Annotated in this window: 21 protein-coding genes; 12 read left to right on the top strand and 9 right to left on the bottom strand. The window is 69.6% G+C overall.

Translation table 11 applies throughout. The annotated features are described in order from the left end of the window. Nucleotides 1-21: 21 nt before the first annotated feature. Nucleotides 22-981 (top strand): alpha/beta hydrolase, encoded by a 960-nt coding sequence (locus ASE89_RS03005; RefSeq protein ID WP_082451201.1) that lies wholly within the window; start codon nucleotides 22-24, stop codon nucleotides 979-981. Nucleotides 982-990: 9 nt separating this feature from the next. Here ASE89_RS03005 and ASE89_RS03000 read toward each other — a convergent pair whose 3' ends face one another. Next, complete coding sequence (locus ASE89_RS03000; RefSeq protein ID WP_056673885.1) at nucleotides 991-2,004, bottom strand: alpha/beta fold hydrolase; 1,014 nt, start codon at nucleotides 2,002-2,004, stop codon at nucleotides 991-993. A 37-nt stretch (nucleotides 2,005-2,041) separates the two neighbouring features. Beyond that, nucleotides 2,042-2,776, bottom strand: a complete 735-nt coding sequence (locus ASE89_RS02995) for a hypothetical protein (RefSeq protein ID WP_056675240.1) — start codon at nucleotides 2,774-2,776, stop codon at nucleotides 2,042-2,044. A gap of 202 nt (nucleotides 2,777-2,978) precedes the next feature. Here ASE89_RS02995 and ASE89_RS02990 point away from each other — a divergent pair, with 202 nt between their 5' ends. The 8 genes from ASE89_RS02990 to ASE89_RS02955 all read left to right on the top strand — a co-directional run bounded on the left by ASE89_RS02990 (nucleotide 2,979) and on the right by ASE89_RS02955 (nucleotide 11,580). Further along, nucleotides 2,979-4,337 (top strand): alpha/beta hydrolase, encoded by a 1,359-nt coding sequence (locus ASE89_RS02990; protein ID WP_192003351.1) that lies wholly within the window; start codon nucleotides 2,979-2,981, stop codon nucleotides 4,335-4,337. After that, a complete protein-coding gene (locus tag ASE89_RS02985) occupies nucleotides 4,334-5,872 on the top strand; it encodes a GMC family oxidoreductase (protein WP_056675234.1) in 1,539 nt (512 codons plus the stop codon). The genes ASE89_RS02990 and ASE89_RS02985 overlap by 4 nt, the downstream gene beginning before the upstream one ends. 10 nt (nucleotides 5,873-5,882) lie before the next feature. Further along, on the top strand, nucleotides 5,883-6,686 hold the full coding sequence (locus tag ASE89_RS02980) for an SDR family NAD(P)-dependent oxidoreductase (RefSeq protein ID WP_056673882.1): 804 nt from the start codon (nucleotides 5,883-5,885) through the stop codon (nucleotides 6,684-6,686). Beyond that, entirely contained in the window at nucleotides 6,683-7,195 is a 513-nt protein-coding gene (locus ASE89_RS02975; protein WP_056673880.1) for a peptide-methionine (S)-S-oxide reductase, read from the top strand. Before ASE89_RS02980 ends, ASE89_RS02975 begins: the two co-directional genes overlap by 4 nt. Further along, nucleotides 7,192-7,689 (top strand): metallophosphoesterase family protein, encoded by a 498-nt coding sequence (locus ASE89_RS02970; RefSeq protein ID WP_056673877.1) that lies wholly within the window; start codon nucleotides 7,192-7,194, stop codon nucleotides 7,687-7,689. Before ASE89_RS02975 ends, ASE89_RS02970 begins: the two co-directional genes overlap by 4 nt. A gap of 32 nt (nucleotides 7,690-7,721) precedes the next feature. Next, nucleotides 7,722-8,042, top strand: a complete 321-nt coding sequence (locus tag ASE89_RS02965; protein ID WP_056675231.1) for an HNH endonuclease signature motif containing protein — start codon at nucleotides 7,722-7,724, stop codon at nucleotides 8,040-8,042. A gap of 151 nt (nucleotides 8,043-8,193) precedes the next feature. Then, the gene (locus ASE89_RS02960; protein WP_274602399.1) at nucleotides 8,194-11,064 is read left to right on the top strand and encodes a TonB-dependent receptor domain-containing protein; all 2,871 of its coding nucleotides are present in this window, start codon (nucleotides 8,194-8,196) and stop codon (nucleotides 11,062-11,064) included. Nucleotides 11,065-11,214: 150 nt separating this feature from the next. Further along, entirely contained in the window at nucleotides 11,215-11,580 is a 366-nt protein-coding gene (locus ASE89_RS02955; protein ID WP_031395307.1) for a DUF4440 domain-containing protein, read from the top strand. 38 nt (nucleotides 11,581-11,618) lie between these two features. Here the strand turns inward: ASE89_RS02955 and ASE89_RS02950 are convergent, their stop codons facing one another. From ASE89_RS02950 to ASE89_RS02940, 3 genes are read right to left on the bottom strand one after another with little or no spacing between them, the layout of a single operon-like run. After that, a complete protein-coding gene (locus tag ASE89_RS02950; RefSeq protein WP_056673872.1) occupies nucleotides 11,619-13,841 on the bottom strand; it encodes a molybdopterin cofactor-binding domain-containing protein in 2,223 nt (740 codons plus the stop codon). Then, nucleotides 13,838-14,329 carry a (2Fe-2S)-binding protein gene (locus ASE89_RS02945; RefSeq protein WP_056673863.1) on the bottom strand — a complete coding sequence of 164 codons (492 nt, stop codon included), beginning with the start codon at nucleotides 14,327-14,329 and terminating at the stop codon, nucleotides 13,838-13,840. The genes ASE89_RS02950 and ASE89_RS02945 overlap by 4 nt, the downstream gene beginning before the upstream one ends. Further along, nucleotides 14,326-15,615 (bottom strand): cytochrome c, encoded by a 1,290-nt coding sequence (locus tag ASE89_RS02940; protein ID WP_056673859.1) that lies wholly within the window; start codon nucleotides 15,613-15,615, stop codon nucleotides 14,326-14,328. The genes ASE89_RS02945 and ASE89_RS02940 overlap by 4 nt, the downstream gene beginning before the upstream one ends. Before the next feature lie 210 nt (nucleotides 15,616-15,825). On the opposite strand from ASE89_RS02940, the gene ASE89_RS02935 reads away from it, so the two are divergent. Next, nucleotides 15,826-16,842 (top strand): alpha/beta hydrolase, encoded by a 1,017-nt coding sequence (locus tag ASE89_RS02935; RefSeq protein ID WP_056673853.1) that lies wholly within the window; start codon nucleotides 15,826-15,828, stop codon nucleotides 16,840-16,842. Here ASE89_RS02935 and ASE89_RS02930 read toward each other — a convergent pair. Beyond that, nucleotides 16,808-17,749, bottom strand: coding sequence for a 3-keto-disaccharide hydrolase (locus ASE89_RS02930; protein ID WP_082451199.1), 942 nt, complete (start codon nucleotides 17,747-17,749; stop codon nucleotides 16,808-16,810). The genes ASE89_RS02935 and ASE89_RS02930 overlap by 35 nt on opposite strands. Before the next feature lie 105 nt (nucleotides 17,750-17,854). Between ASE89_RS02930 and ASE89_RS02925 the strand changes: the two genes are divergently transcribed. Continuing rightward, on the top strand, nucleotides 17,855-18,649 hold the full coding sequence (locus ASE89_RS02925; RefSeq protein WP_056673849.1) for a ThuA domain-containing protein: 795 nt from the start codon (nucleotides 17,855-17,857) through the stop codon (nucleotides 18,647-18,649). A 2-nt stretch (nucleotides 18,650-18,651) separates the two neighbouring features. On the opposite strand, the gene ASE89_RS02920 is transcribed toward ASE89_RS02925, so the two are convergent. After that, nucleotides 18,652-19,323: a DUF6445 family protein gene (locus ASE89_RS02920; RefSeq protein ID WP_056673846.1), complete on the bottom strand. Its 672-nt coding sequence runs from the start codon at nucleotides 19,321-19,323 to the stop codon at nucleotides 18,652-18,654. A gap of 113 nt (nucleotides 19,324-19,436) precedes the next feature. Here ASE89_RS02920 and ASE89_RS02915 point away from each other — a divergent pair, with 113 nt between their 5' ends. Then, nucleotides 19,437-20,120, top strand: coding sequence for an HPP family protein (locus tag ASE89_RS02915; RefSeq protein WP_056673843.1), 684 nt, complete (start codon nucleotides 19,437-19,439; stop codon nucleotides 20,118-20,120). Nucleotides 20,121-20,158: 38 nt separating this feature from the next. On the opposite strand, the gene ASE89_RS02910 is transcribed toward ASE89_RS02915, so the two are convergent. Together ASE89_RS02910 and ASE89_RS02905 are read right to left on the bottom strand one after the other, a co-directional pair. Then, nucleotides 20,159-21,979 carry a methyl-accepting chemotaxis protein gene (locus ASE89_RS02910; RefSeq protein WP_056673840.1) on the bottom strand — a complete coding sequence of 607 codons (1,821 nt, stop codon included), beginning with the start codon at nucleotides 21,977-21,979 and terminating at the stop codon, nucleotides 20,159-20,161. Then, nucleotides 21,969-24,008: a TonB-dependent receptor plug domain-containing protein gene (locus ASE89_RS02905; RefSeq protein WP_056673837.1), complete on the bottom strand. Its 2,040-nt coding sequence runs from the start codon at nucleotides 24,006-24,008 to the stop codon at nucleotides 21,969-21,971. The genes ASE89_RS02910 and ASE89_RS02905 overlap by 11 nt, the downstream gene beginning before the upstream one ends.

The raw sequence follows: 24,008 nt of genomic DNA, 5'->3' as shown, positions 1-24,008 counted from the left end.
GGCAAAAACGGGAGAGCGGATATGCGCATCGGATGTCGCGGCAACGAAGTCGTTCGAGGGGCAAGACGTCGTCTTGCATGGCTGGTCGGCCTGACGATCGCAGTCGCCCCGCCCGCGATAGCGCAGTCCTCCGACACGATGGCGTCGATCGCCATCCCCGCGCAGCCCGGCGCGATCGACCTCGGCACCGGGAAACTCCCTGGGGCGACCGCCCCCGAAGCCTGGCACAGCCAATATGGCAGCGTGTTCGCGCGCAACGTCACGGTCGCGACGCTAACCCCCGTCCTGCCCGATCCCGCCAAGGCCAACGGCACCGCGGTGATCGTCGCGCCGGGCGGCGGGTTCCGCACGCTGTCGATGGAAAATGAGGGCTGGGACGTGGCGCGCGCGCTCGCCGCGCGGGGCGTCGCCGCGTTCGTGCTCAAATACCGGCTGAACCAGACCCCGGCGGATCTCGAAACCTTCGCGCGTCCCGCCCCCGCTGGTGCCCCCCCGGGCGCACCCCCGCCGCGCCGGGACCCCGCGGCGATGATGGCAGGCCTCGCGCCGCAGATCGCCGATGCGCGCGCGGCCTTCGCGCTCGTCCGCAAGCGGGCGGGCGAATGGCACGTCGATCCGGCAAGCATCGGCATGGTCGGCTTTTCGGCGGGCGCGATGCTGACGATGGCGACGACCATTGCCGGGCAGGACGCGAAGCCCGCGTTCATCGGCAACATCTACGGCCCGCTCGCGGCGATGACGGTGCCCGCCGACGCGCCGCCGATGTTCGTCGCGCTGGCGGCGGACGATCCGCTGTTCGGCAATGCCGGCTACGGGCTGATCGACAGCTGGCGCACCGCCAAACGCCCGGTCGAGTTCCACCTGTACGAACAGGGCGGGCACGGCTTCGGCATGTATCCCAAGACCACCACGAGCACCGGCTGGTTCGACGAATTCGCACGCTGGATGGCGATGCACGGCTGGATCAAGCCGGCGCAGTAACCGCGCGCCTCACGACGCGATCGCCGCCTCCAGCGTCTGCAGGAACCGCGCCGGCGCCTCGACCTGCGGCGCATGACCCAGCCCCTCGAGGCGGATCAGCCGCGCGTCGGGGATACGTCCTGCCGCGGTCACCGCCGCCTGCGGCACGGTCTGGACCTGCGCCCGCCGGTCGGGTGCGGCGCGGTTCGCCCGGAACGCGGTGAGATCGCGGTCGCCGATGATCAGCCGCACGGGCATCGCCAGCCGCGGCAGTTCGGCGGCGACCGGCTGGGTCTGGATCATGTCGGACAGCCGCGCCTGCGCATCGCGCACCACATCGCCGTCGGGACCGGCATATTGCCCCGCCAGCATCGCCACCCAGCGATCATAGGCCGGGCGCCATTCCCCGTGATAATAATTGCGCAGCTGATAGGCCTTGATCGATGCGGCATCGGTCTTCGCCTCCTCGGTGCGCAGCGCGCCGAGATCGGTATAGGCCACGCCCTGCGCCAGCGTGTCGTTCAGCCCGAGCGGATTGACGAGCACGAGCCGCGACACGCGTTCGGGGTGGAGCAGCGCGAACCGGGTCGCGAGGATCCCGCCGGTCGAGTGACCGACCAGGATGACCCTGCCCGCCCCAGCCCGGTCGAGCAGCCCGCGGGTCAGTTCGGCCATCGCATTGAAGCTGTACTGATAGCCCTTGGGCTTGGACGATTTGCAGAAGCCGACCTGGTCGGGCGCGATCACGCGGTAGCCCGCGCCCGCCAGCCCGCGTGCGCTCTCGTCCCAGGTCGCGGCACAGAAATTCTTGCCGTGCAGCAGCACGACCGTCGTGCCGTTCGCGCGCGCGGTCGGTGCGAGGTCGAGATACGCCATCCGCACCGCCTGCCCCTGCGACGATCCGTCATACCAGCGCAGCGACGCGGGATAGGCAAAACGCTCGAGATTGGCGCCGAGCGGCACGGTCTGGGCAAGGCCCGGCGTGGCGGAGGCGGTGAACGCAGCGATGGCGGCGATCACGGCGGGGATTTTGAAACGGATCATCCGCCTCTAACGACCGGCCGCGGCGAGGTGTCCCGTCCTACAGGCCCGGACCCTCCCCGTCATATTTGAGTTCGAGATACCGCCCCTGGATCGCGATCTCGTCGAGGCTGCTCCGCCCGAGGCACTCGCCGGCGCGCGCGAGCTCGGCGTCGATCAGGCGCAGACCGTTGATCAGGTGATCGTCGGGCGTTCGGCCATCCGCCTGCATTTCGCGCCGCGCCGAAATGCCGACCATCCGCCAGCTGTCGACCAGCGCGGGCAGCTCGACCGCGACCAACTTGCGGATCGACGCCGCGGCCGGGCTGCGCGGATCGAGCCGGGCAAGGCGCGGCGCCAGCGCCTCGAACCGGCTGCCCAAAGCATCGGCAAGCCGCAGCGCGGGCAGCGGCATCCCGCGGCGTTGCGCGGCGAGCCAGATCCCCGCCTGCTCGGCGAGCCCGGCCAGCCCGGCCTCCACCAGCGCCTCGCGTCCCGGCGCGCGCGGATCGGCCTGTGCGACGATCACGATCACGATCACCAGCATCAGCGCTGCGGCGACGGCAAGCGCCAGCATCGCCGGCAGGACCGCGGCGAGCGCCGCGCCGCCGAGCAGCGACACGATCGCCGCGAAAACCAGCCGGACCATCAGCCGCTTCTGCCGACGCGCCCGCGCCTCGCGCTCGCGCCGCGCCTGCTCGCGGCCTTCGGGGGACAGCCGCCGGAGCAGCTCTTCGGCCTGGGTGAGCCCGACATCGGCAAACCCTGCCGCGACGCTGCGGGCACGGTCGATCATCGGGGCCCGCTGACCGCTATTGTCGTCCATCGCGCGAGGATGCCGGTCTTTGTGCGCCCGGTCCAGACCCGCGCGGCGCGACAGACGCACCCAAAGTGGCCACAGATCGACATCAAATTGATCTATGTCAATTACGACAGCCGGTGTGAGGGAACGGTTCCGCGCCTGCATCGTCCGGTAGGGGTCAGTTTCGCGAGGCCCCATGACCCCACCCACCTTGTTGTTTTTACACGCTCTTGGCGCCAGCGCGCGCGAATGGCTGCAGGTCGCCGATCACCTGTCCGACCATGATTGCGTCGCGCTCGACCTGCCGGGGTTCGGCGACGCGGCCGATGCGGGGCATGCCGATGTCGGGACGATGACCGACTGGCTGGCGCAGGAAATCCGCGCCCGCGACCTCACCGCCTGCGTGCTCGTCGGGCACAGCATGGGGGGCAAGATCGCCACGCTTGTCGCCGCGCGCGCCGCCGCGGGCGAGCCTGGTCTTGCGAACATCCTCGGTGTCGTGCTCGTCGCCGCCTCGCCCCCCTCGCCCGAACCGATGGACGAAAAACGCCGGGCGGAGATGATCGGGTGGTTCGCCGATGGCCAGGCCTCGCGCGACGATGCGGAAACCTTCGTCGATGCCAACAGCGCCGAGACGCTCCCGGAGGCCATGCGCGATCAGGCGATCGACGACGTGCGACGCTCGAACCGCGCGGCCTGGCTCGGCTGGCTCGAACGCGGCAGCCGCGAGGACTGGGCCGCCGCGGTCGGGCAGCTCGCGCTCCCCGCGCTGATCATTGCCGGGACCGAAGACGGCGATCTCGGCGAGGATGCGCAACGCCGGCTCAACCTGCCGCATTATGCCAATGCCCGGATGCGCGTCGTCCAGGGTGCCGCGCACCTCATCCCCTATGAACAGCCCCGCGCGCTCGCCGCGCTGATCCGCGGGCACGCGGCACTGGCGACGACGGCCGCGCTGCCCGAGGATTTCGCCCGGCTGCTCGACTCCGATCGCGTCAGCAGCGGGACGCGCGCCGCGATGCTCGACCGGATCTACCCGATGCCCGTCGGTACCGCGTTATGGGACGACGCCGACCATGCGACCGTCGCGGCGCTGGTGGCCCGGATCCTCCCCGATTGCGGCGCCGACCGTGCGCTGGCGGGTCGCATCCTCGACTCGGTCGCGCAGGGTGTCGGCGACGGCTGGCGCTTCGCCGAGCTGCCGGACGACCGCGCGGCGTGGTCGCGCGGGCTCGCGACGCTCGATACGGCGACCGGCGGTTTCGTCGCGCTGGCCGATCCCGACCAGGACGGCTGGCTCGATCGCATCGCCGGCGGCACGGTCGGCATCGAGGAGGACGCGACCCGCCTCTCGCCCGTGCAGATGCGGCTCTGGTTCGAGGATGTCCGCGCCGAGACGGTCCGCATTTGGATGGCGCAGCCCGCGACAATGGCCGCGATCGGCTATGACGGCTTTGCAGTCGGCGGCGATGGCCCCCGCAAGCAGGGCTATACCCGCACCGGCGCCGACGATCCCGAAGCGTGGCAGCGCCCGTCGCAGGAGCGCGGGGCGTGACGACGAGGCAGCATGGTGCGAATGACGTCGTCGATGCGGTCGTGATCGGCACCGGCGCGGGCGGTGCGCCGCTCACCGCCCGGCTCGCACAGGCGGGCCTGTCGGTCGTCGCGCTCGAGGCGGGCCGCGCCTTCCGCCCCGACGAGCATGTCGCCGACGAGGTCGCGGCCGATATCTACTGGATGGAGGAACGGCTGAGCGGCGGATCGACGCCGACCGCGTTCGGGTCGAACAATTCGGGGATGGGCGTCGGCGGCTCGACGCTGCACTGGGGCGCCTTCTGCCCGCGTCCCGATCCCCGCGACCTGCGGCTCAAGACACTGACCGGCGAAGGCGCCGACTGGCCGATCGATTCAGCCGAGCTGACCCGGTACATCGCGGAGGTCGAGGCGTTCACCGGCGTCTCGGGCCCTGCCGACTATCCGTGGGACGCCACCCGCCGCTACGCCTATCCCCCGGTCGCGCGCAACGCCGCCGCCGACGCCATGGCGCGCGGTTGTGCAGCGCTCGGCATCACCGCGACCGACGCCCCCGCCGCCCTGGTCTCGCGCGATCGCGACCAGCCGCACTGGGGACAGCGCCAGGCCTGCGTCAATTGCGGCGCCTGTCACCAGGGCTGCCGCAACGCCGCCAAGACGAGCATGGACACGACCTATCTGCCCCTCGCGGTCGCGCATGGGGCCGAGATCCGCGCCGGCGCCCGCGTGATCGCGTTCGACTATGACGGCCGCGGCCGGATCAGCGCGGTCGTGTACAGCCAGAACGGGCAGGAGCATCGCCAGCTTTGCGCCGCCGTCTTCCTGTGCGCCGGCGGAGTCGAGACGCCGCGGCTGCTGCTCAACCTCGGCATCGCCAATTCGAGCGGTCAGGTCGGGCGCAACTTCATGGCGCATGTCGCGACCCAGATCTGGGGCCGGTTCGACGCCGAGATGCGCATGAACCGCGGCTATCCCTCGTCGCTGATCAGCGAGGACATGATGCGCCCCGGCGATGCCGGCTGCGCGGGCGGCTATCTGATCCAGAGCCTCGGCGTACTCCCGGTCAACCTCGCCACCGGGCTCGCCCGCGGTGCCGGCCTTTGGGGCGAACGGCTGCAGAGCTTGCTGCGCGGCTATAACCGGATGGCCGGGATCGGCATCAACGGCGAATGCCTGCCGCATGCCGACAACCGGCTGACGCTCGCCGACGAGGTCGACGCCTTTGGCCACCGCAAGGCGCGGATCGACTTCAGCTATCACGCCAACGAACAGGCGATCGATCGCCACGCCCGGCGTACGCTCAGCGACATCTGGGCGGCGGCAGGCGCGCAGGACATCTTCGCGGTCGATCGCTCGGCGCATACGATCGGCACCTGCCGCATGGGGCATGACGGCGACACCGCGGTGGTTGATTCCGACGGTCGCAGCTTCGACATTGCGAACCTGCTTATCTGCGACAATTCCATCTTTCCCAGCGCGCTGGCGGCCAACCCCGCGCTGACGATCATGGCGCTGTCGCTGCGCACCGCCGACCGTTTTCTCGCATCCGACGATTGAGGAGTTTCACATGGATTTGGGTATCAAGGGGCGCATCGCGCTGATCAGCGGCGCGGATTCCGGCATGGGCAAGGAAACCGCACGGCTGCTGCTCGAGGCCGGCGTGCGCGTCGCGATCACCGACCAGCCGGGCGGTACGCTCGACGCGGCACTCGTCGAACTGTCGCCGCTCGGCGAGGTCGTCGCGGTGACCGGCGACGTCACCAGCCTCGATGATGTCCGCGCGATCTGGGCGGAGGTGCGCGAGCGGCTCGGCGATCCCGACATCTATGTCAACGCCGCGGGCGTGACGGGCGCGACCGGCGACTTTCTCGACGTCGACGATGCCGGCTGGGAGCAGACGCTCGACATCAACCTCATGGGCGCGGTGCGCATGTGCCGCGAGGCGATTCCGGCGATGCGCAAGGGCGGCTGGGGCCGGATCGTGCTGTTCGCGTCGGAAGATGCGGTGCAGCCCTATGTCGACGAACTCGCCTATTGCGCGTCGAAGGCGGGGATCCTCGCGCTCGCGAAAGGGCTGTCCAAGGCCTATGGCGGCGACAATGTCCTCGTGAACACCGTTTCGCCCGCGTTCATCGCGACGCCGATGACCGACAAGATGATGCGCAAGCGCGCCGAGGAACGCGGCCAGAGCTTCGACGCGGCGATCGACAGCTTCCTCGAGGAGGAACGCCCGGGCATGGTGCTCAAGCGTCGCGGCAAGGCCGAGGAGGTCGCCGCCGCCGTCGCCTTCCTCTGCTCGGAGCGCGCGAGCTTCATCAACGGCGCTGGCATCCGCGTCGATTCCGGCTCGGTGTTCACGATCGCCGGATGACGGAACAGCGCGTGCACCGAATTGGGTTCGGCGGCGGGTGCCACTGGTGCACCGAGGGCGTCTTTCAGGCGCTCCGCGGCGTGCAGGCGGTCGAGCAGGGCTTCCTCCGGTCCGAGGCCCCGTCGGACGCCTGGGCGGAGGGCGTGATCGTGACGTTCGATCCCGCCGCCATCACCTTGGCGACACTGGCCGAGGTCCATCTGCGCACGCATTCGGCGAAATCCGGCTATTCCCCCGCCGGACGCTATCGCAGCGCCATCTATGTGTTCGAGGACGGGCAGCGCCCCGACGCCGAAGCCGCGATCGCCCGGTTCGCAGCCGAGAGCGCTGAGCCGGCCCGCACGCTGGTCCTGCCGTGCACCGGCTTCCGGCCCTCGGACGCGCGCTTCCAGAATTACTACCGGACTGATCCCGACCGGCCCTTCTGCCGCCGCTATATCGATCCCAAGCTCGACTATATCCGCACCCATTTCGCCGCCGTCGCCCTGCCCGCGGAGCCGCGCGCGTGAGCGTCTTCTTCACCGCCGACACGCATTTCGGCGACCACCGCACGATCAACATCGCCCGCCGGCCGTTCGCCGACACCGCCGCGATGGACGCCGCGCTGATCGAGCGGTGGAACGCGGTCGTCGGGCCGCAGGACGTGGTGTGGCACCTTGGCGACGTCGCGCGTCGCCCCGCGGACGTGGCCGGGCTGCTCGCGCGACTGCACGGGACCAAACACCTGCTGCGCGGCAACAACGATCCCGATGCGACGCTGGCGGCGCCGGGCTGGGCCAGCGTCGCCGACTATGCGGAAATCACGCTCGACGACCGGCGGCTCGTCCTGTGCCATTACCCCTTCCGCAGCTGGAACGGCCAGCACCGCGGCGCGCTCAACCTCCACGGGCACAGCCATGGCCGGCTGAAGCCGATGCTCCGCCAGTTCGACGTCGGCGTCGATGTCGAGGGTCACGACTATGCACCGGTCGGTCTCGACCGCCTGCTCGCGCCTCGGCGATAGGTGCGAGGGGAATGGGCGGGCGCGTGAAACGGATGACCGGACTGGCCGAGGCGGCGGCACGGACCGCGCAGGCATCGGACGACGCGCCCTGCGCCCTGTGCGGCCGCCCGCTCGGCCACCGTGTCGAGCGCCACCATATCGTCCCCAAGAGCGAGGGCGGTACGCAGACCGTGCCGGTGCACCCGATCTGCCACCGCACCATCCACGCCTTCGTCGCCAACCGCGACCTCGCCACCAGCTATGCGACGATGGACCAGCTCCGCGCGCGCGAGGATATCGCCCGCTACCTGCGCTGGATCGTGGACAAGCCCCCCGACTTCCGCGCCCCCACGCGAAAGCGCAGCACCCCCTAAACGCACCTTGGTGGTGTAACCCGCAAGCAACACCCATTTCGCAATTTACCATTGCTGATCGTAACGGAGCAGCAACATATGGTCATAAAAACCATTTTCGTCGTAACCATGGTGCACCGCCGTAAAACGGGGTGTCACAAGGGGGACAGAAATGCGTTGGACGAAATGGATGATGCGCTCGTCGCGGATGGCGATGGGCGCGGGCCTGCTGATCGCGGCCAATGGTGCCGCGGCGCAACTGGCGACTGACCCCCAGACGCCCACCGCCCCCGCGGCGACCGAGGCCCCCACCGAAGACATCATCGTCACCGGATCGCGCATCCGCCGCGACCCGCTCGATCAGCCATCGCCCGTCATCACCGTGGATGAGAACGCGATCGCGCGCACCGGTCTGTCGTCCGTCGCGGACATCCTGCAGCGCCTGCCTGCCTCGTCGGGCGGCCTCAATTCGAAGTTCAACAGCTCGGGCAATTTCGGCAACCCGCCCGATGGCGGCGGCGTCGGTGCCGGCTCCGCGGTGCTCGACCTGCGCTATCTCGGCCCCAAGCGGACGCTCGTGCTCGTCGACGGACTGCGCTTCGTCAACGGCGCGTCGGCCAGCGGCATCCCGGCGACGGTCGATCTCAACTCGATCCCGTCCTCGATGATCGAACGGATCGAGGTGCTGCAATCGGGCGCCTCGACGCAATACGGGTCCGACGCGATCGCCGGCGTCGTCAACATCATCACCAAACAGAACCAGAAGGGGTTCAAGGGATCGGCGCAATATGGCCAGTATCTCGGCGACAATGACGGCAAGACGCAGGATTACCAGCTGAGCTACGGCTTTGGCAGCCAGGGCGTGCACGTCGTCGCGGGCGGCTATTACACCAAGCAGGAATCTGTCAGCGCCGCCGATCGCGACATCTCGCAATTCCCCAATCCGGGCCAGACCAGCTGCTCCGAACCCATCGGCGGCTGCTCCAGCTTCACACCCTTCGGCCGGTTCCTGGTGAACGGCCAGAACATCACGTTGCGCGGCCCCGTCGCCAGCGGTCGGCCGGTCTATGACCCGACGCTCGCGACCGGCGACTTCAAGGCGTTCACCGCCGCCGATCGGTTCAACTTCGCCCCGCTCAACTATTTCCTGACGCCGGTCGAGCGGTTCGGCGGCTTCGTCAACACGCGCGCCGAGTTTTCGGAGGCGCTCAATCTGCGCGTGAAGGCGGTCTATAACCGCCGCAATTCGCAGAACCAGGCGGCGTTCCTCCCACTCGGCATCGGTCCCGACGTCGGCAACGGCAACATGCTCGACACGCTCTCGGTCGATGCCACCAACCCGTTCAACCCGTTCGGCGTGACGCTCGTCCCCGGGCAGAACTACACCGCGATCTTCCGCCGCCTCGTCGAGGCGGGGCAGCGCACCTACAGCCAGCAGGTCGACACCATGTCGCTGACCGGCACGCTGGACGGCAAGTTCCAGATGTTCGGGCACAACTGGTATTGGGATGCGAGCGCGGTCATCGGCTATAACGATGCCAAGCAGCTGTTCACCGGCAACATCAACGCCGCGCGCCTCGCCCGCGCGATCGGCCCGATCAGCCAGTGCACCGGCGAATGCGTGCCGTTCAACTTCTTCGGCGGGGTCGGCTCGATCACCCCGGCGATGCTCGGCTATATCGGCTTCGACGAACGCGACCGCAGCCGCCAGAAGCTGAACGACTATACCGCCAATATCTCCGGCGAGCTGTTCGACCTGCCCGGCGGGCCGGTCGGCATCGCGGTCGGCTATGAGCATCGCTATCAGTTCGGCAGCTTCACGCCCGACCCGATCATCCAGGCGGGCCTCGGCGCGGACATCCCGGCACAGGCGGCCAGCGGCAAGTTCAACGTCGACGAGGTCTATGGCGAAATCCGCCTGCCGCTGCTGCGCGACATTCCCGGCATCGCCTCGCTCGAGCTGAACGGCGCGGTCCGCCACTCCAACTATTCGACCTTCGGGGGCAATACGACGCTCAGCGGCGGCGCGTTGTGGAAGCCCGTCAGCGACCTGCTGCTGCGCGGCCAATATGCCGAATCGCTGCGCGCACCGTCGATCGGCGAGCTGTTCGGCGCGCAGTCGCGGTTCGACGCCTCGATCGACGATCCCTGCACCAGCGCCGCGGGCGGGCTGTTCCAGTCCAACCCGACGGTTCGCGCGAACTGCGTCGCCAACGGCGTGCCCGGCAATGGCAGCTATGCCGAACCCTCGGGCCAGTTGCCGGTGCTCACCGGCGGCAATAGCGAGCTGCGCCCCGAAACCGCCCGGACGCTGCTGTTCGGCGGCGTCTACAGCCCCAGCTGGGCCCGCGGCGGCACGCTCTCGGCGCTCAGCCTCGAGGTCAACTACTACGACATCAAGGTCGACGACTCGATCGCGTCGATCCCGGCCCAGGTGCTGCTCAGCCGCTGCGCCCAGACCGGCGACGCGCTCAGCTGCGCGGCGGTGCGGCGTGCCCCCAGCGGCATCGTGACCGCGATCAACGGCCTGCTGCTCAACACCGGCGGCATCCGCACCAAGGGTATCGACGCGACGCTGACGGTCCGCTCGGGTGAAACCGGCGCCGGGCGCTTCGGCCTCTACGTCTCGGGCAATTATCTGCTCAAGTACAGCGAGCGCACGCCCGCGACCGACGGCTTCGTCACGACCGACTATGTCGGCACCGAACGCGGCTCGCCCGATCAGACCTATCCGCATTTCAAGGGACTGGGCACGATCGACTGGTCGGTAGGCCCGGTCACCGCCAGCGTCACCGGACGCTATATCGACAATGTCGACGAGATCGCTGCGGAGAACGCCCTGAAGAGCCGCCTCTACGGCGACGTCCAGCTCCAGTTCCGGCCGACCTGGCTCGATTCGAAGCTCGCGCTGACCTTCGGCGTGAACAACGTCTTCGACAAGGATCCCCCCGCCTGCTTCAGCTGCAGCCTGAACAACTTCGACCCGACGACCTATGACATCCCGGGCCGGTTCGGGTACCTGCGGCTCTCCTACGGGCTGTAGGACGATGGCTGCCGACCGGCGCGTCGGTCGGCAGCCACACAGGCGTCGGAAACATAGGATGCTCCGATCGCCAAAAGACCTTCGTCTCACCGATTGTGAGGAACGAAGTAGGCCGTCCCCGCGCTCGACCCCGACAGAAGGAGACGAGCAATGGACGACACCAGGGTCTGGGCATTTGAAGAAAGCCTGTGGACGGGCGACGCGGACCAGTATCACACGCTGATCGACGACGAATGCGTGATGGTGCTCCCCGAACAGCCCTTCGTCATGACCGGTGCGCAGGCGATCGAGGCGGTCGCGGACACGCCGCGCTGGTCGGAGGTCCGGTTCAGCGAACAGCAGATCATGCGCCCGCAGGAAGGCCTGATCGCGATCGCCTACAAGGCCGAGGCGAGCCGCGAAGGCGCAACCGGCTATACCGCCTATTGCACCACCACGATGCGCCGGCTCGAGCATGAGGAATGGCGCGTGGTCCAGCACCAGCAGACGCTGGCCCCGGTCGCCGGCGGCGCCTGAGCCGACCAATACGGCGGTCGCCCGACGACCGCCGATGATCAGGAGCGCGTCGCCGGCCCCCCCGCCAGCGGCATGCTCCTGGTCCTGACCCCCGTCGCCGCCGCCAGCGCATTGGCGAGCGCGGCGGCAGTGGGCCCCTGTGCGCACTCGCCCGTGCCCAGAAACGGCGTACCTGGCCGGTCGATGACCTCGACGGCAACGCTGTGCGGCACGTCCGCGAATCGCAGGATCGGATAGCCGCTCCAGTCATAATCGGTCCGGCGCGTGCCGTCGTGCCCCGCCGCCTCGTAGGCGGTCCAGCTCAGCGACTGGAGCACCCCGCCCTCGACCTGGTTGCGGATGCCGTCGGGATTGACCGCCTCGCCGCTGTCGACCGCGACGACCGCGCGGTGGACGATCAGCCGCCCCTCGTCGGGGATCCGCTCGACATCGAGCGCGACCGCGCAATAGGCGCCGTGATTCTTGTAGCGCGCAAAGGCGAAGCCCCGCCCGCGATTGGGCCGGGGCCGGTAGCGGCTCCACCCGAACCGCGCCGCCGCGCGCCGGATCACGTCTGCAGCGCGCGGATCGTCGAGATGCGCGAGCCGGAACGCGACCGGATCACGCCCCGCCGCCGCCGCCAGCTCGTCCATCGCGCTTTCGAGCGCGAAGATGTTCAGATGCGCGCCGAGCCCGCGCAGCGCCGACACGCGCACCGGCATGTCGGGCAGGAAATGGCTGACGATGCTCTGGTTGGCGAAGCGATAAAGCGGGATGGCGTTGCGATCGCCGCCGCCATTGGGCTGCGGGATCGGCTTGGGCGGCGTCGGCGCGAATGGCGGCACCACCTCCACGCCTGCGAGCAGGTCGCCCGCCGCGACGGGCCGCGTGCTGTGCGTGTTGCTCCACACCTGATGCCGCCAGTCGACGATCCGTCCCGACGCATCGAGCGTCGCGTCGATCTGCGCGAGCATCGCCGGACCGAGCGGTTCCCAGCCATGCTCCTGCTCACGGCTCCATTGCAGCCGGACCGGAACGCCGGGCATCGCGCGCGCGATCAGCGCGGCATCGCCCGCGACGTCGTCCGCCCCATTATGCCCGTAACAGCCCGCCCCCTCGCGGTGGACGCAGCGGACGCGGTCGGCGGGCATCGCAACCAGCTCGGCGATCGCGGTGCGCAGCGGCTCGACGCCCTGGCTGTGCGTCCACACCGTCAGCTGTCCCTCGGCCATCAGCGCCACCGCGCAGGACGGTCCGATCGCACCGTGCATCAGATACGGCCGGTCGTACCGCGCGGACAGCCGCCGCACGCCCGACGCGGCGGCCGCGTCGCGCCGCGTGTCGATCACTTTGCTCTCGCGCCGCATCTCCAGCAGTCCCGCGGGCATCGGCGGCAGCGCGGGCACGTCCGCGTCGCGCGTCCATGCACCCTGATTGGCGACGCGCAGCGCCTGTTCGAGTGGCCATTCGCGCGGACCGACGATCGCCGCGAACCGCCCGACCTCAACGACCCGCGCGACGCCCGGCTGTCGTCGCAGCGCGGCAAGGTCGGGCGTCAGCCGCGTCCCCGAGGACGGCCCACGCAGGACGCGCGCATGCACCATGTCCGGCAGCCGCATGTCCTGCACATAGCTCGGCAGCCCGGTCAGCTTGGCGGGCAGGTCGACGCGCGGCACCGGCCGCCCGATCAGCCGCCGCGCCGCCACGGGCTTGCGCGGCACGTCGACCCGCGCACGCACCGCCAGCGACGTCGACGCGGCGAGCTCGGCATAGGTCGCACGCCGTCCCTGCCCGTCAAGCACGACGCCGTCGCGCGTGAACAGCGTCGTCGCCGCCACGCCCCAGCGCGCCGCAGCGGTTTCGGCGAGCAGCAGCCGGACACAGGCGGCGGCATTGGCGATCGCGGTCCCGCTCTGCTCGAGCGTCTGGCTGCCCGCGGTCACGCCCTCGTTCGGGGTCAGCGCGGTATCCGCGGTGATCAGGTCGACCCGCCCGATCGCGACATCCAGCTCGTCCGCGGCCAGCTGCGCCATCGCGGTCTTCACGCCGGTGCCGAGCTCGACCTTGCCCGTGAACACCGTGACCCGGCCATCGGCACCGATGCGGATCCATGCGTCGAGATCGGGAAATTTGGCGAGCGTCCCCGGCAAATCGGGCGCGACCGTCGGCGGTCCGCCACTGCCCTCGCCGCCACCGGTCTGCGCCAGCGCGGCGGCCGGCGCGAGCGCGAAGGCAACCAGCAGCCCGCCGAGCACGTCGCGCCGCGACGCCTGTCCGCTCACGTCACCGGCTCCGCAGGCTCGACCACCCCGCCGCCGCGCATCACCGCCGCGCGCCGCACCGCGCGCAGGATCCGCATATGCGTCCCGCACCGGCAGAGCGACGGCGCCATGGCGCTGCGCAGCTCGGTTTCGGTCGGCGTGACCGTCTTGCGCAACAGGCCCTCGGCGCGCGCGATCATCCCGGGGATGCAATAGCCGCACTGCGCCGCCTGCTCGTGCAGGAACGCGCGCTGGACGTCGCCCGGCGCCGCCGCGCTGCCCAGCCCCTCGACCGTCGTGACCATGCGCGTACCGACCGCACCGACGGGCAGCAGGCAGGCAAAGACCGGCCGGTCGTCGACCAGCACGGTGCACGCGCCGCATTGCCCCAGCCCGCACCCGAACTTGGCCGCATGCAGCCGCAAATCGTCGCGCAGCACATAGAGCAGCGGGGTGGCGGGATCGACATCGACGCGCGCGGTCGCCCCGTTGACGGTCAGGTCGATCATTCACCCTCCTTGCGCGCCGCGGCGACGTCTTTCTCGAGGTCCGGCCAGGCCGGTCCCGTCCCGTGCCGGACCTGCAGATAGGCGACGACCTCCGCCACCTGCCGGTCGTCCAGCGCATCGGCAAAGGCGGGCATATAGGGCCCACGCGGCGCGACCGGCGGTTTCAGCCCCTTGAGAATGACCTGAATCGTGTCGCGCGGGTTCGCCTCGTGCAGCGGCGTGCCGAGCGGCAGCGCGGGTCGCCCGGCGACCATCATCGCCGCTCCCGGCTCGTGGCAGACCGCGCATGCCCCGTCATACAGCCGCGCGCCCTCGGGATGCCGCTGGCCCGCGAGCGCGCGACGATCGGGCAGCCGCGGCTCGGCCCGCGCGGCAGGCGCAGCGCGCATCTGCCACGCATAATAGGTCGCGAGCGCGCGGACGTCGGCCGGCTTCGCGCGCGCCAGATTATAAGTAACCGGCCCCATCGGCCCCGCGGCCGCTGCGTGCGCGGTGCTGAGCCCGGTCCGGAAATAGGCGTCGAGCCGCTCGACGGTCCAGGCACGGACCGCGGGCGAGCGTGCGTTGATCGGCGGCGCATACCAGCCGCCCGACCAGCCACCATCATAGCCCCGGTCGCCGCGCTTCTCCTGCTGCAACAGCCCGCGCGGACTGTGACAGGCGGTACAATGCGCCAGCGTCTCGCCGATATAGCGCCCCCGGTTCCACGCGGCCGACTGGCGCGGATCGGCGACGACCGGCTGCGGATCGAAGAACAGCAGCTTCCAGCCCGCCAGCAGCGGCCGGAAGCCGAGCGGCGGGATCATCCGGTTCGCGGGCGGCACCGCGCGCACCGCCGGCCGGGTCATCAGGAACGCGTAGAGCGCGTCCACATCGCCGTCCGCCACCCCCGCATAATGCGTATAGGGAAAGGCCGGATAGAGATGGCTGCCGTCGCGCCCGACGCCCTCGCGCATCGCCCGGCGAAACGCGGCGGGCGACCATGATCCGATCCCGGTCGCGGCATCGGGCGTGATGTTGCTGCCGTAGATCGTCCCGAACGGCGTCTTGATCGGATAGCCGCCCGCATAGGGACGCCCACCCGCCGCCTGATGGCAGCTGACGCAATTGCCCAGTCGCGCCAGATTGCCGCCGCGCGCGACCAGCGCGGGATCGAACTGCCGGGGATCCGGCCGCGTCACGCGGGCGATCGCGGGCCGGTAGGCGATTGCGGCAAATACGATCCCGCACAGACCCAGCAGCACGACGGCGATGACGACGACGCGCCTGATCCCGGGCCGGCTCATCCTCGCCTAGCCCCTTGCGCCGCCGAACGCCGTCGTATGCATCGTCTCGTCTCCCCCGTGTGACATCGGACGCACGGGCCGATCGGACGGGGATTGAACGATCCGGATGCCGACAATCTCCCCGCGCCGGGAGATAATCCCGACCCGCACACCGATTCGCACCCCGCCCGCGCTGTGCTAGGCTGACCCGACACTATGAGGGGGGCGGAGATGCGCGAGATCCTGACGGCGGCGGCCCTGCTGGGCGCCGTGTTGACCGTGTCGGCGACAGTTGCGCAGACCCCCGCGCAGACCCCCGCGCAGACCACACCCCCACCAGCCCCCGCGCAAGCACTCCGGGGAACGCTGGCCGGCCCGTTCGAACTCCACTCTCAGCGCTTTCCCGGCACGGTGCGGCGCTACTGGGTCTATGTCCCGCCAGGCTATGATCCGCGCCGCCCGCCCAATCTGCTGGTGTTCCAGGACGGGCAGCGCGCGACGAATCCGGCAGGGTCGCTCAGGGTCCCCGCGGTCCTCGACACGCTGATCCTGCAGCACGCGATTCCGCCAACGCTCGGCATCTTCGTGACCCCCGGTCACCGCGCGGCGCACTATCCCGACACGCTCGGCATGGACAATCCGGATCACCGGGTGGAGGAATATGACGCGCTGTCCGATGATTATGGCTGGATGACGCTCAACGAGCTGCTGCCCGCGGTCGCGGCGCGCTGGCGGTTCACCGATGATCCAAAACGCCGCGCGATCGGCGGCACGTCGAGCGGCGCGATCGCTTCCTGGACGATCGCGTGGCGGCATCCGGAAGCGTTCGGCAACGTGATCAGCTTCATCGGCAGCTATACGTCGATCGGCCTCACGCTCGGCCCGGACGGCGCACCGCGCACGCTGGGCGGGGACCTCTATCCGGGGCTCATCCGCAAGAGCCCGATCCGCCCGTTGCGCATCGTCCTGCAGGACGGGGCCGCCGATCTCGACAACGAACATGGCAACTGGTTTCTCGCCAACCAGCAGATGGCAAAGAGCCTCGCTTGGGCCAATGCGCAGGCCGATGCGGAGCACCGCCCGGGCCCGCGCTACGACGTCCGAACGGCGTGGACGCTTGGTGGCCATTCGGACGCGGACGGCGGCGCGATCCTGCCCGACATGCTGCGCTGGATCTGGCGCGACCAGCCCGCAACCGCGGACGCCCCGCCCCCTACTTCCCCACGACGATCTTCGGCAGGGTCGTGATCGGCTCGACCGTGATCGCGCGGAACCAGGTCTCGGCGCCTTCGGATTGCAGCTGGATCCGGCCATGCGTCAGCGGCTGCCGGCCGTCGGGGCCGATCGTCGCCAGATCATGCACTTCGCCGACCGGTACGCCGTTGACGACATGCACCGCGCGGTCGCCGACGACATAGAGGTCGAGCGTGTTCCACGCGCCGACCGGCCGCTCGGCGTCGGTCGCCGCCTCGACGTTCCAGGTCGGCGTGCCGTTGACGATGTCGATCTCGCGCCCCCCGGCACGGAAGCGGAGATGCGGTTCGACCAGTGACGGGTCGAACGTCACCCCGGTACGGCCGCGCAGCTTGCCGCCGACCGCGACGATCATCCCGGTCGATCCGGTCATGATCTCGAACTCGACCGACGGCCGCCACGTCCCGAACACCTCGCCCGGCGCGCCATGCGTATGATAGAGCAGGCCGTTGTTGCGCGGCTGCGTCGCGCGCGGCGCCCAGGTTTTGGCGCCCCATTTGAACTGCAGCCGCAGGTGATAGTCGCGAAGATCGGCCTGGTGGACCAGGCTGCCCCAGGTCTCGCCCTTCACCCAGATCGCCGGCGCGCCGTCGACGCTACGCACCGCGAAGTCGCCCTTGGTATCCCGGCTCGTGCCGATCGGCGGCGTGCCCGGCTTTGCCTGATAGGTGATCGACGGGTCGGGATAGCCGAGCCACGCGGTCCAGCCCGTGAGGCTGCGCCCGTCGAACAGCGTGGTCGACTTGCCCGTCGGCACGGGGATGTCGGTCAACCTGAGCTGCTGCGGCGCCGCGGCGGGCTCGCCCGCAATCGCCCGCGCCCGGTCCTGTGACGTCTGCGCGGTCGCAGGCGCGGACACCAGCATCAGCGCGACCAGCGCGCGCTTGGATCTTCCAGACATTCGCCCTCAACTCCCCCATCATATTTATGACCCAGCATAGCGCGTTATCGCTACCAGTTGAACTCCGATGGTCCCGCGCGCTAGGACCGGGCGGGAGATTGCACGATGCTCAAGATATTGGCGCTGGCCGCCCTGCTCACCACGGCGCAGGCCGCGCCCGATCCGCATTTGCCGAAGGCCACGACCGACACCGTCGCCCCCGTGCTGCCCAAGGGCCTGCAACGCGCGGTGCTGATCGTGTCGAAGACCAATGGCTGGCGGCATATCGAACATATCCCGCATTCGAACCGCGTGCTCGCCGACATCGTGCAGGGCCTGGGTCGCACGAGCTACGCGACCGAGAATGCGGCGGTCTTCAACGACGCACAGCTGCGCCACTTTTCCGTCGTCGTGCTCAACAGCGCCAGCGGTGGATTCCTGACGCCAGACCAGCGCGCGGCCTTCGCCCGCTTCGTCGCGCGCGGCGGTGGCGTTGTGGCGCTGCATGCCGCGGGCGACGACAGCCACACCGACGCCTGGTACAGCGACACGGTGATCGGCACCAAGTTCATCGGCCATCCGGGCGGCGAGGATCAGTTCCAGCGCGCGCGGCTCGTCGTCGACCGCCCCGACCATCCGGTCATGGCGGGGGTGCGCCTGCCCTGGACCGCGGTCGACGAATGGTATTCGTTCAATGCCAATCCGGCCGCCCGCGGCATGACCGTGCTCGCGACGCTCGACGAGGCGAGCTACCGTCCGGGCGCGAAGCTCGCAATGGGCACGCACCCCGTCATCTGGACCAACCCGCGCACCAGGGGCCGCGTGGTCTATTCGGCGCTCGGCCATTTACCAGAAGCCTATGACGACCCGACCTATCGACGCGTGCTCGTCAACGCGATCCGCTGGGCGGGCCGGCCATAGCCTCATTCGATCGCGAGGAACGCGGTGATGGTCAATCGCCCCGCCGCCGGATCCGCCGACAACACCGCGTCGCGCGCGATCGCGCCGCTGTGCAGCACATAGCTGCGGTACAGCAGCGCCCGGTTGTATTCGGCGTCGACCAGCGCGGTCCGCTCGAACAACGCGGTATCGTCGGCGATATAGCCGTGCGGCGGCATCGTCGCGACCTCACGGCCGAGCCGTTCGAAAAAGTCGGGCGCGCGCGTCTCGTCGACCGTCTCGAACCCGGTGGCGCGATGACGGAAGAAGGCGGTCCCGTCGCGGTTCGTCGGCGACAGATAATGGATCAGCGCGATCCGGTCGCGCGCATAGGCATCGACATGCGGCAGCCTTTGCCGGATCTCGAGCGCGTCGGGCGTCACCGTGACGATCGAGAATTGCGCGTCGACGACATGGATGCGGCGGCACGGCCCGAAATCGCGGCCCAGCGCGCGGGCGATCCGCGGAAGCTGGTCGGCCAGATAGCGCTCGGGCAGCGCCGCGCGCAGACCGGGATAATGCTCGCCCGCGGATCCGAACGCCGCGTCCGCGGCGGCCTTGCGCAATCCGTCCGGATCCTCGGCAAAGCCGTCGATGATCACCAGCGGCTCCGCCTCCCGGCCGATACGCCGCCTGGTCACATCCCCCAGCATCATGCCTCGCCATCATCCATCTTCACCGTCCTCTAGCGATCCCGGTGACGCGCGACATAGCGAAATGCACGGGCGCAGCGTAGGGGCGGCACGCTCAGCCACACGGACGATCGCTCATGCCCCTGCCCCACGCCAAAGCCTTCTGGGCGAAGGCCTTTCCCGCCGACCGTCTGCTCGGGGGCGTCGGCGCCTGTATCGGCATCGCGCTGACGATGCTCGTCTGCGTCGCGCTGCTGCCCGTCGGCGACGTTCCCCAGATCGTCGCGCCGCTGGGGGCGTCGGCGGTGCTCGTCTTTGCGGTGCGGTCCAGCCCGCTGGCACAGCCCTGGCCGGTGATCGGCGGCAACACGGTATCGGCGGCAATCGGCGTCGCCGCGTTTCAGCTCATCCCCGACGCCAGGCTGGCCGCGGGCGTGGCGGTCGGGGCTGCGATCCTGGCGATGTCGCTGCTCCGCTGCCTGCACCCGCCCGGTGGCGCCGCGGCGCTGACCGCGGTGATCGGCGGACCCGGCATCCATGCGGCGGGCTACGCCTTCGCGCTCGTCCCCGTCGCGCTCAATTCGGTCGTGCTCGTGCTGGTCGCCGTCCTCTTCTACCGCGTGACGCGGCGCCCCTATCCGCATCACGCTACGCTGCCCCCCGCGGCAATCGCGGCCGACCGGCGCGCGGCAGGATTTCACCCCGACGACATCGACTCCGCACTCGAGGACATGCACGAAAGCTTCGACATCGCCCGCGACGATCTCCACGCGCTGCTCACCAGGGCCGAACTTCACGCGCAACGCCGCCAGCACGGCTGAGCGCGGACCGGGTCTCGCGGCGCGTCAGTCCGGCAAGATCACGCGACCTGCCGTTGCTGCCGCTCGGGGCCTGCGTCATCGCCAAGGAAATGGCTGGTAAAGGCATGCGCGTCGTCGGCCAGTGACTGCAGCGTTCGCTTGAGCATCGCGCCGGTCCGCTGGACCTCGTCGACCGAGGCGAGATTGCGATCGACCGACGATGCGATCTGCTGGCTCGCCTCGGTGAGCATCTGGCTGCGGTCCTCGACCGCCTCGATCCGCCCGTTGAGCTGTTCGATCGCCTGCGCCTGCGCACGCGACATCGCCGCCACCCGGCCCGCACCGTCGTCCATGCCGTTAATCAGCGCCCCCAGACTGCCCGTACTCGCCACGACCGACCGGATCTGGTCCTGGACCGCCTCGATCTTCGAGCGCACGTCGCCCGCGCTCGCGCCCGTCCGCGTCGCCAGCGACTTGATCTCGGCCGCCACCACCGAAAAGCCCGCGCCCGCAGGACCCGCGCGCGCCGCCTCGATCGTCGCGTTGAGCGCGAGCAGGTTGGTCTGCTTGGTGATCGCGCTGATCACGTCGACGATCTGCTCGATGCTGCTGGCCTGTTCCTGCGACAGCGCGACGGTGTCGTTCGCACTGCGCGCATGGTCGCTGATCGACCTTGCGGCCAGGCTGGTCCCCGCCACCTCCCGGTCGATCTCCTCGAAGGTGTGCGCCAGCAGATGCGTCTCCTTGCCCGCCTCGAGCATCTCGGTTGCGAACAGCTGCGCGATCGCGTCGAGCTCCTGGGCCAGCCGGCGATTGCCCTCGATCGTCTCGTGCAGGCTGATCGCATTCGCCTCGAGCAGCGCCATCGCCTCCTGCGCCTCGCGGATGATGCCGCCGACCTGGCGTTCGAACGCCTCGGCCAGCGCGGCCAGCGTGGCCTCGCGCTCGCGCCGCGCCTGCGCCTCGACCTCGGCGATCGCGCTGGCCTGGCGCGCCTTTTCCTCCTCGGCATGGCGGCGCAGCAGCTCGGCCTGATCCGCGAGGCGTTTCGCATCCTCGCGCTGCGTCTGGAACGTCGTCAGCGCGGTGACGACCAGCCCCAGCTCGTCATGCCGCTTGAGCGTCGACAGATCGATCGCGGCCTCGTGCATCACCGCATCCGTCGCCGCCGCAATGTCGGTGATCGAGCCGATGATCGATCGCCCGATCACATAGGCCATCACCAGGCTCCCGCCCGTGCCGACGAGCAGGACGAGCAGCAGGATCGCGATCGTGACGTGCGTGACCAGCAGCGCCCCCGATGCCGCCTGCCCGGCGCGGCCGATCCCCGCGGCGGTCACGCGCCGGATCCGCATATCGATCTGCTGCGCATTGGCGCGAAACGGGTCGACCATCGCCGCGGTGCTGGCAAAGTCGACCTCGAGCATCGACGTCAGCACGTCCACGGTCGCGGTATATCGGTCGAGATCGGCGAGCACCGGGCCCAGCTGGGCGCGCTGCCCGGCGTGGCTGCGCCGGTAGCCGACCAGCGCCGTACGGACCCGGGCCAGGTCGCGGTGGATCGCCGCCACCTGCCCGTCGACCGCGATCGTCGGCGTCGCCGCCTTCGTCACCAGCAGGTGATAGACGTTCGCGTTGGCGATATCGAACCGCTGCGTGATCGCGTTGAGCTGCTTGATATCGCGCATGTCGCGGTTGACGATGTCGTCGACGCTGCGCCCGGTGATCAGCAGCGCCGCGGTGCTGGCCAGCGCCATCACCACGAACAGCACCAGCATGATGACCGGCGTCGCCGCGACCTTGACCGCGATCGGCCGGTCGGCGAGCGCCAGCCTGCGGTCGAGCCGGTCCGACAGCCGGAAGAACGCGTTAAAGCGCAACTCGCACCCCTGCGCGCACGCGACGATCCGCCGGGATCGGCGATACCGCGGCGCCGTCCGCCAGCGCCAGATTCTCGCCCGCGACATAGAGTTCGAGCGCGGAGGTCAACCGCAGCCCCGCCCGCGCATCGAGCGCCACCGCGTCGTCGACCCGGTAGAGCAGCAGCTGCGGCGTCGACGAGAAGGCGAATTGCCGCGTCGACGACGTGTACCGCGCGACCCCCGACAGCGACAATCGCCCGATGTCATAGCCGAGCGCCAGATTCGCCTTGTGGACCGGCGTCGTCGACTTGGGCGACAGCGCATAGGGGATCGGCAACGTCAGCGACGCCAGCTGCTCGTCGGTGTGCGTCCAGGTATAATTGGCGCGCCATGTGAGCGCACCGACCGCCCCCGACGCCGACACCTCGGTGCCATAGGTGGTATAGTCGCCGATCGCCGTGAACCGCGCGACGAGCGAGGGCAGCGGGGTCAGGAACAGCTCGGTCTGCAGGCCGTCGCCCGGCGACGCGATCGCATTGTCCGTCTTCGTCACGAACGCGTTCGCCTCGATCTGCGTGCCGCCGATCGTCCGCGCATAGCCGACCTCGCCGCTCCATACGCCGACCGGATCGATCCGCGGCGACCCTGCTACGAATATCGGCACCGGCGCCGGGGTGATGATCGGCAGGCGGATCCCGTAATTCACCAGCGACGGCAGCTGGTAGCCGCGACCGCCATTGATCCGCAGCTGGCCGCGCGCATCGGTCTGGACGAGCAGCGCGACGTTGAAGCTGAACCGGGTGAAGGCACGGTCGAAATCGCTCGCCACGTCATAGCTCGGCTGCGCGATCGCGCCCGCCTGGTGCAGCCAGAGCCGGTCGATCCGCGCCGCCGCGGTGATCGAGATCGCCTCGTCCGGATGCAGGTCGAGCATCGCATTGGCCGATCCGACATCATACGAGATCCGCTCGGCGAACTGATAGGCCGAGCGCAGCCGGTTGTTGCGATATTCGCCGCCGAGCCGCAGCGTATCGCTCTTGCCCAGCCGGACCAGCGTCGACGCCTGGGTCACGATGATCCGGTTCTTGAACCCGAGCGGCTCGGTCGCATCCGCCGTCGCGCCGACGCCATATTGCACATCGAGCCAGTTGACATAGCCGCCCAGCGTCACGCCGCCCCAGCCCGTGTCGCGCGTGGCCGAGGCATGGACGTTGTCGCTGCGATAGCGCTGGTTCGACAGCAGCTGGCTCGGCAGATACTCGGCCTGCCGATTGGTCGAATGGCCGCCGCCCAGCACCGTCTCCAGTCCGTCGAACGAACCGGTGATGTCGCCCGACACCTGGTCGCTCGCGACGTCGCTGACCATCGGCGGGCGCAGCAGCGTCGCCGGGATGCGACGCTCGTCCTCGCGCGCGCGGACCCCGGCCAGGCGGATGCCGATCGCCGGGGTGACGGGCAGCGTCACCGACCCCGCGAGCCGGCTGATGTCGTGATTGCCGAGCTCGGCGGTCGCGGTGACGGTCGGCGTCTGGCCGACGCGCCGGGTGATGATGTTGACGACACCGCTGGCGGCGTTGAACCCGAACAGCGCGTTTGCCGGCCCGCGCACCAGCTCGATCTGCTGGATCTCCTCGAGCTGGACGCCCAGCAGATTCCAGTCGGTCATGCCATAGTGATCGAGATAGACCTGGCGTCCGTCGACCAGCACGAGCAGCCGCGCATTATAGGTCTGCACGCCGCCGCGCACCGACACGTCGCTCTGCCCCGCGGTCCAGCTGTTCACGTCGATGCCGGCATGCGTCTTCAGCAACCCGGGTACGTCGCGGGCGGGCGACCGCGCGATATCCTCGCGGGTGATGATGATCGCGGAGGCGGGCAGTTCGGACGCGCGCTGCGGCTTGCCCGTGACGCTGGTCGTCACCGGCTCGCCGATCGTCTCCTGCAACGCCTGGTAATCGACGGCCTGCGCACCTGCGACGGCCGGGCACAGCACTGCACCGGCCGTCAGCATGGCGCGCAATCCGGTGGCGAAAGTCGAAACGGTCAT

The sequence above is a fragment of the Sphingomonas sp. Leaf30 genome (assembly GCF_001422525.1).
In the GTDB taxonomy this organism is placed as follows: Bacteria; Pseudomonadota; Alphaproteobacteria; order Sphingomonadales; family Sphingomonadaceae; genus Sphingomonas; species Sphingomonas aerolata.
The sequence above is the reverse complement of the archived record's forward strand: the minus strand, read 5'-3'. Positions and strand labels throughout refer to the sequence as shown.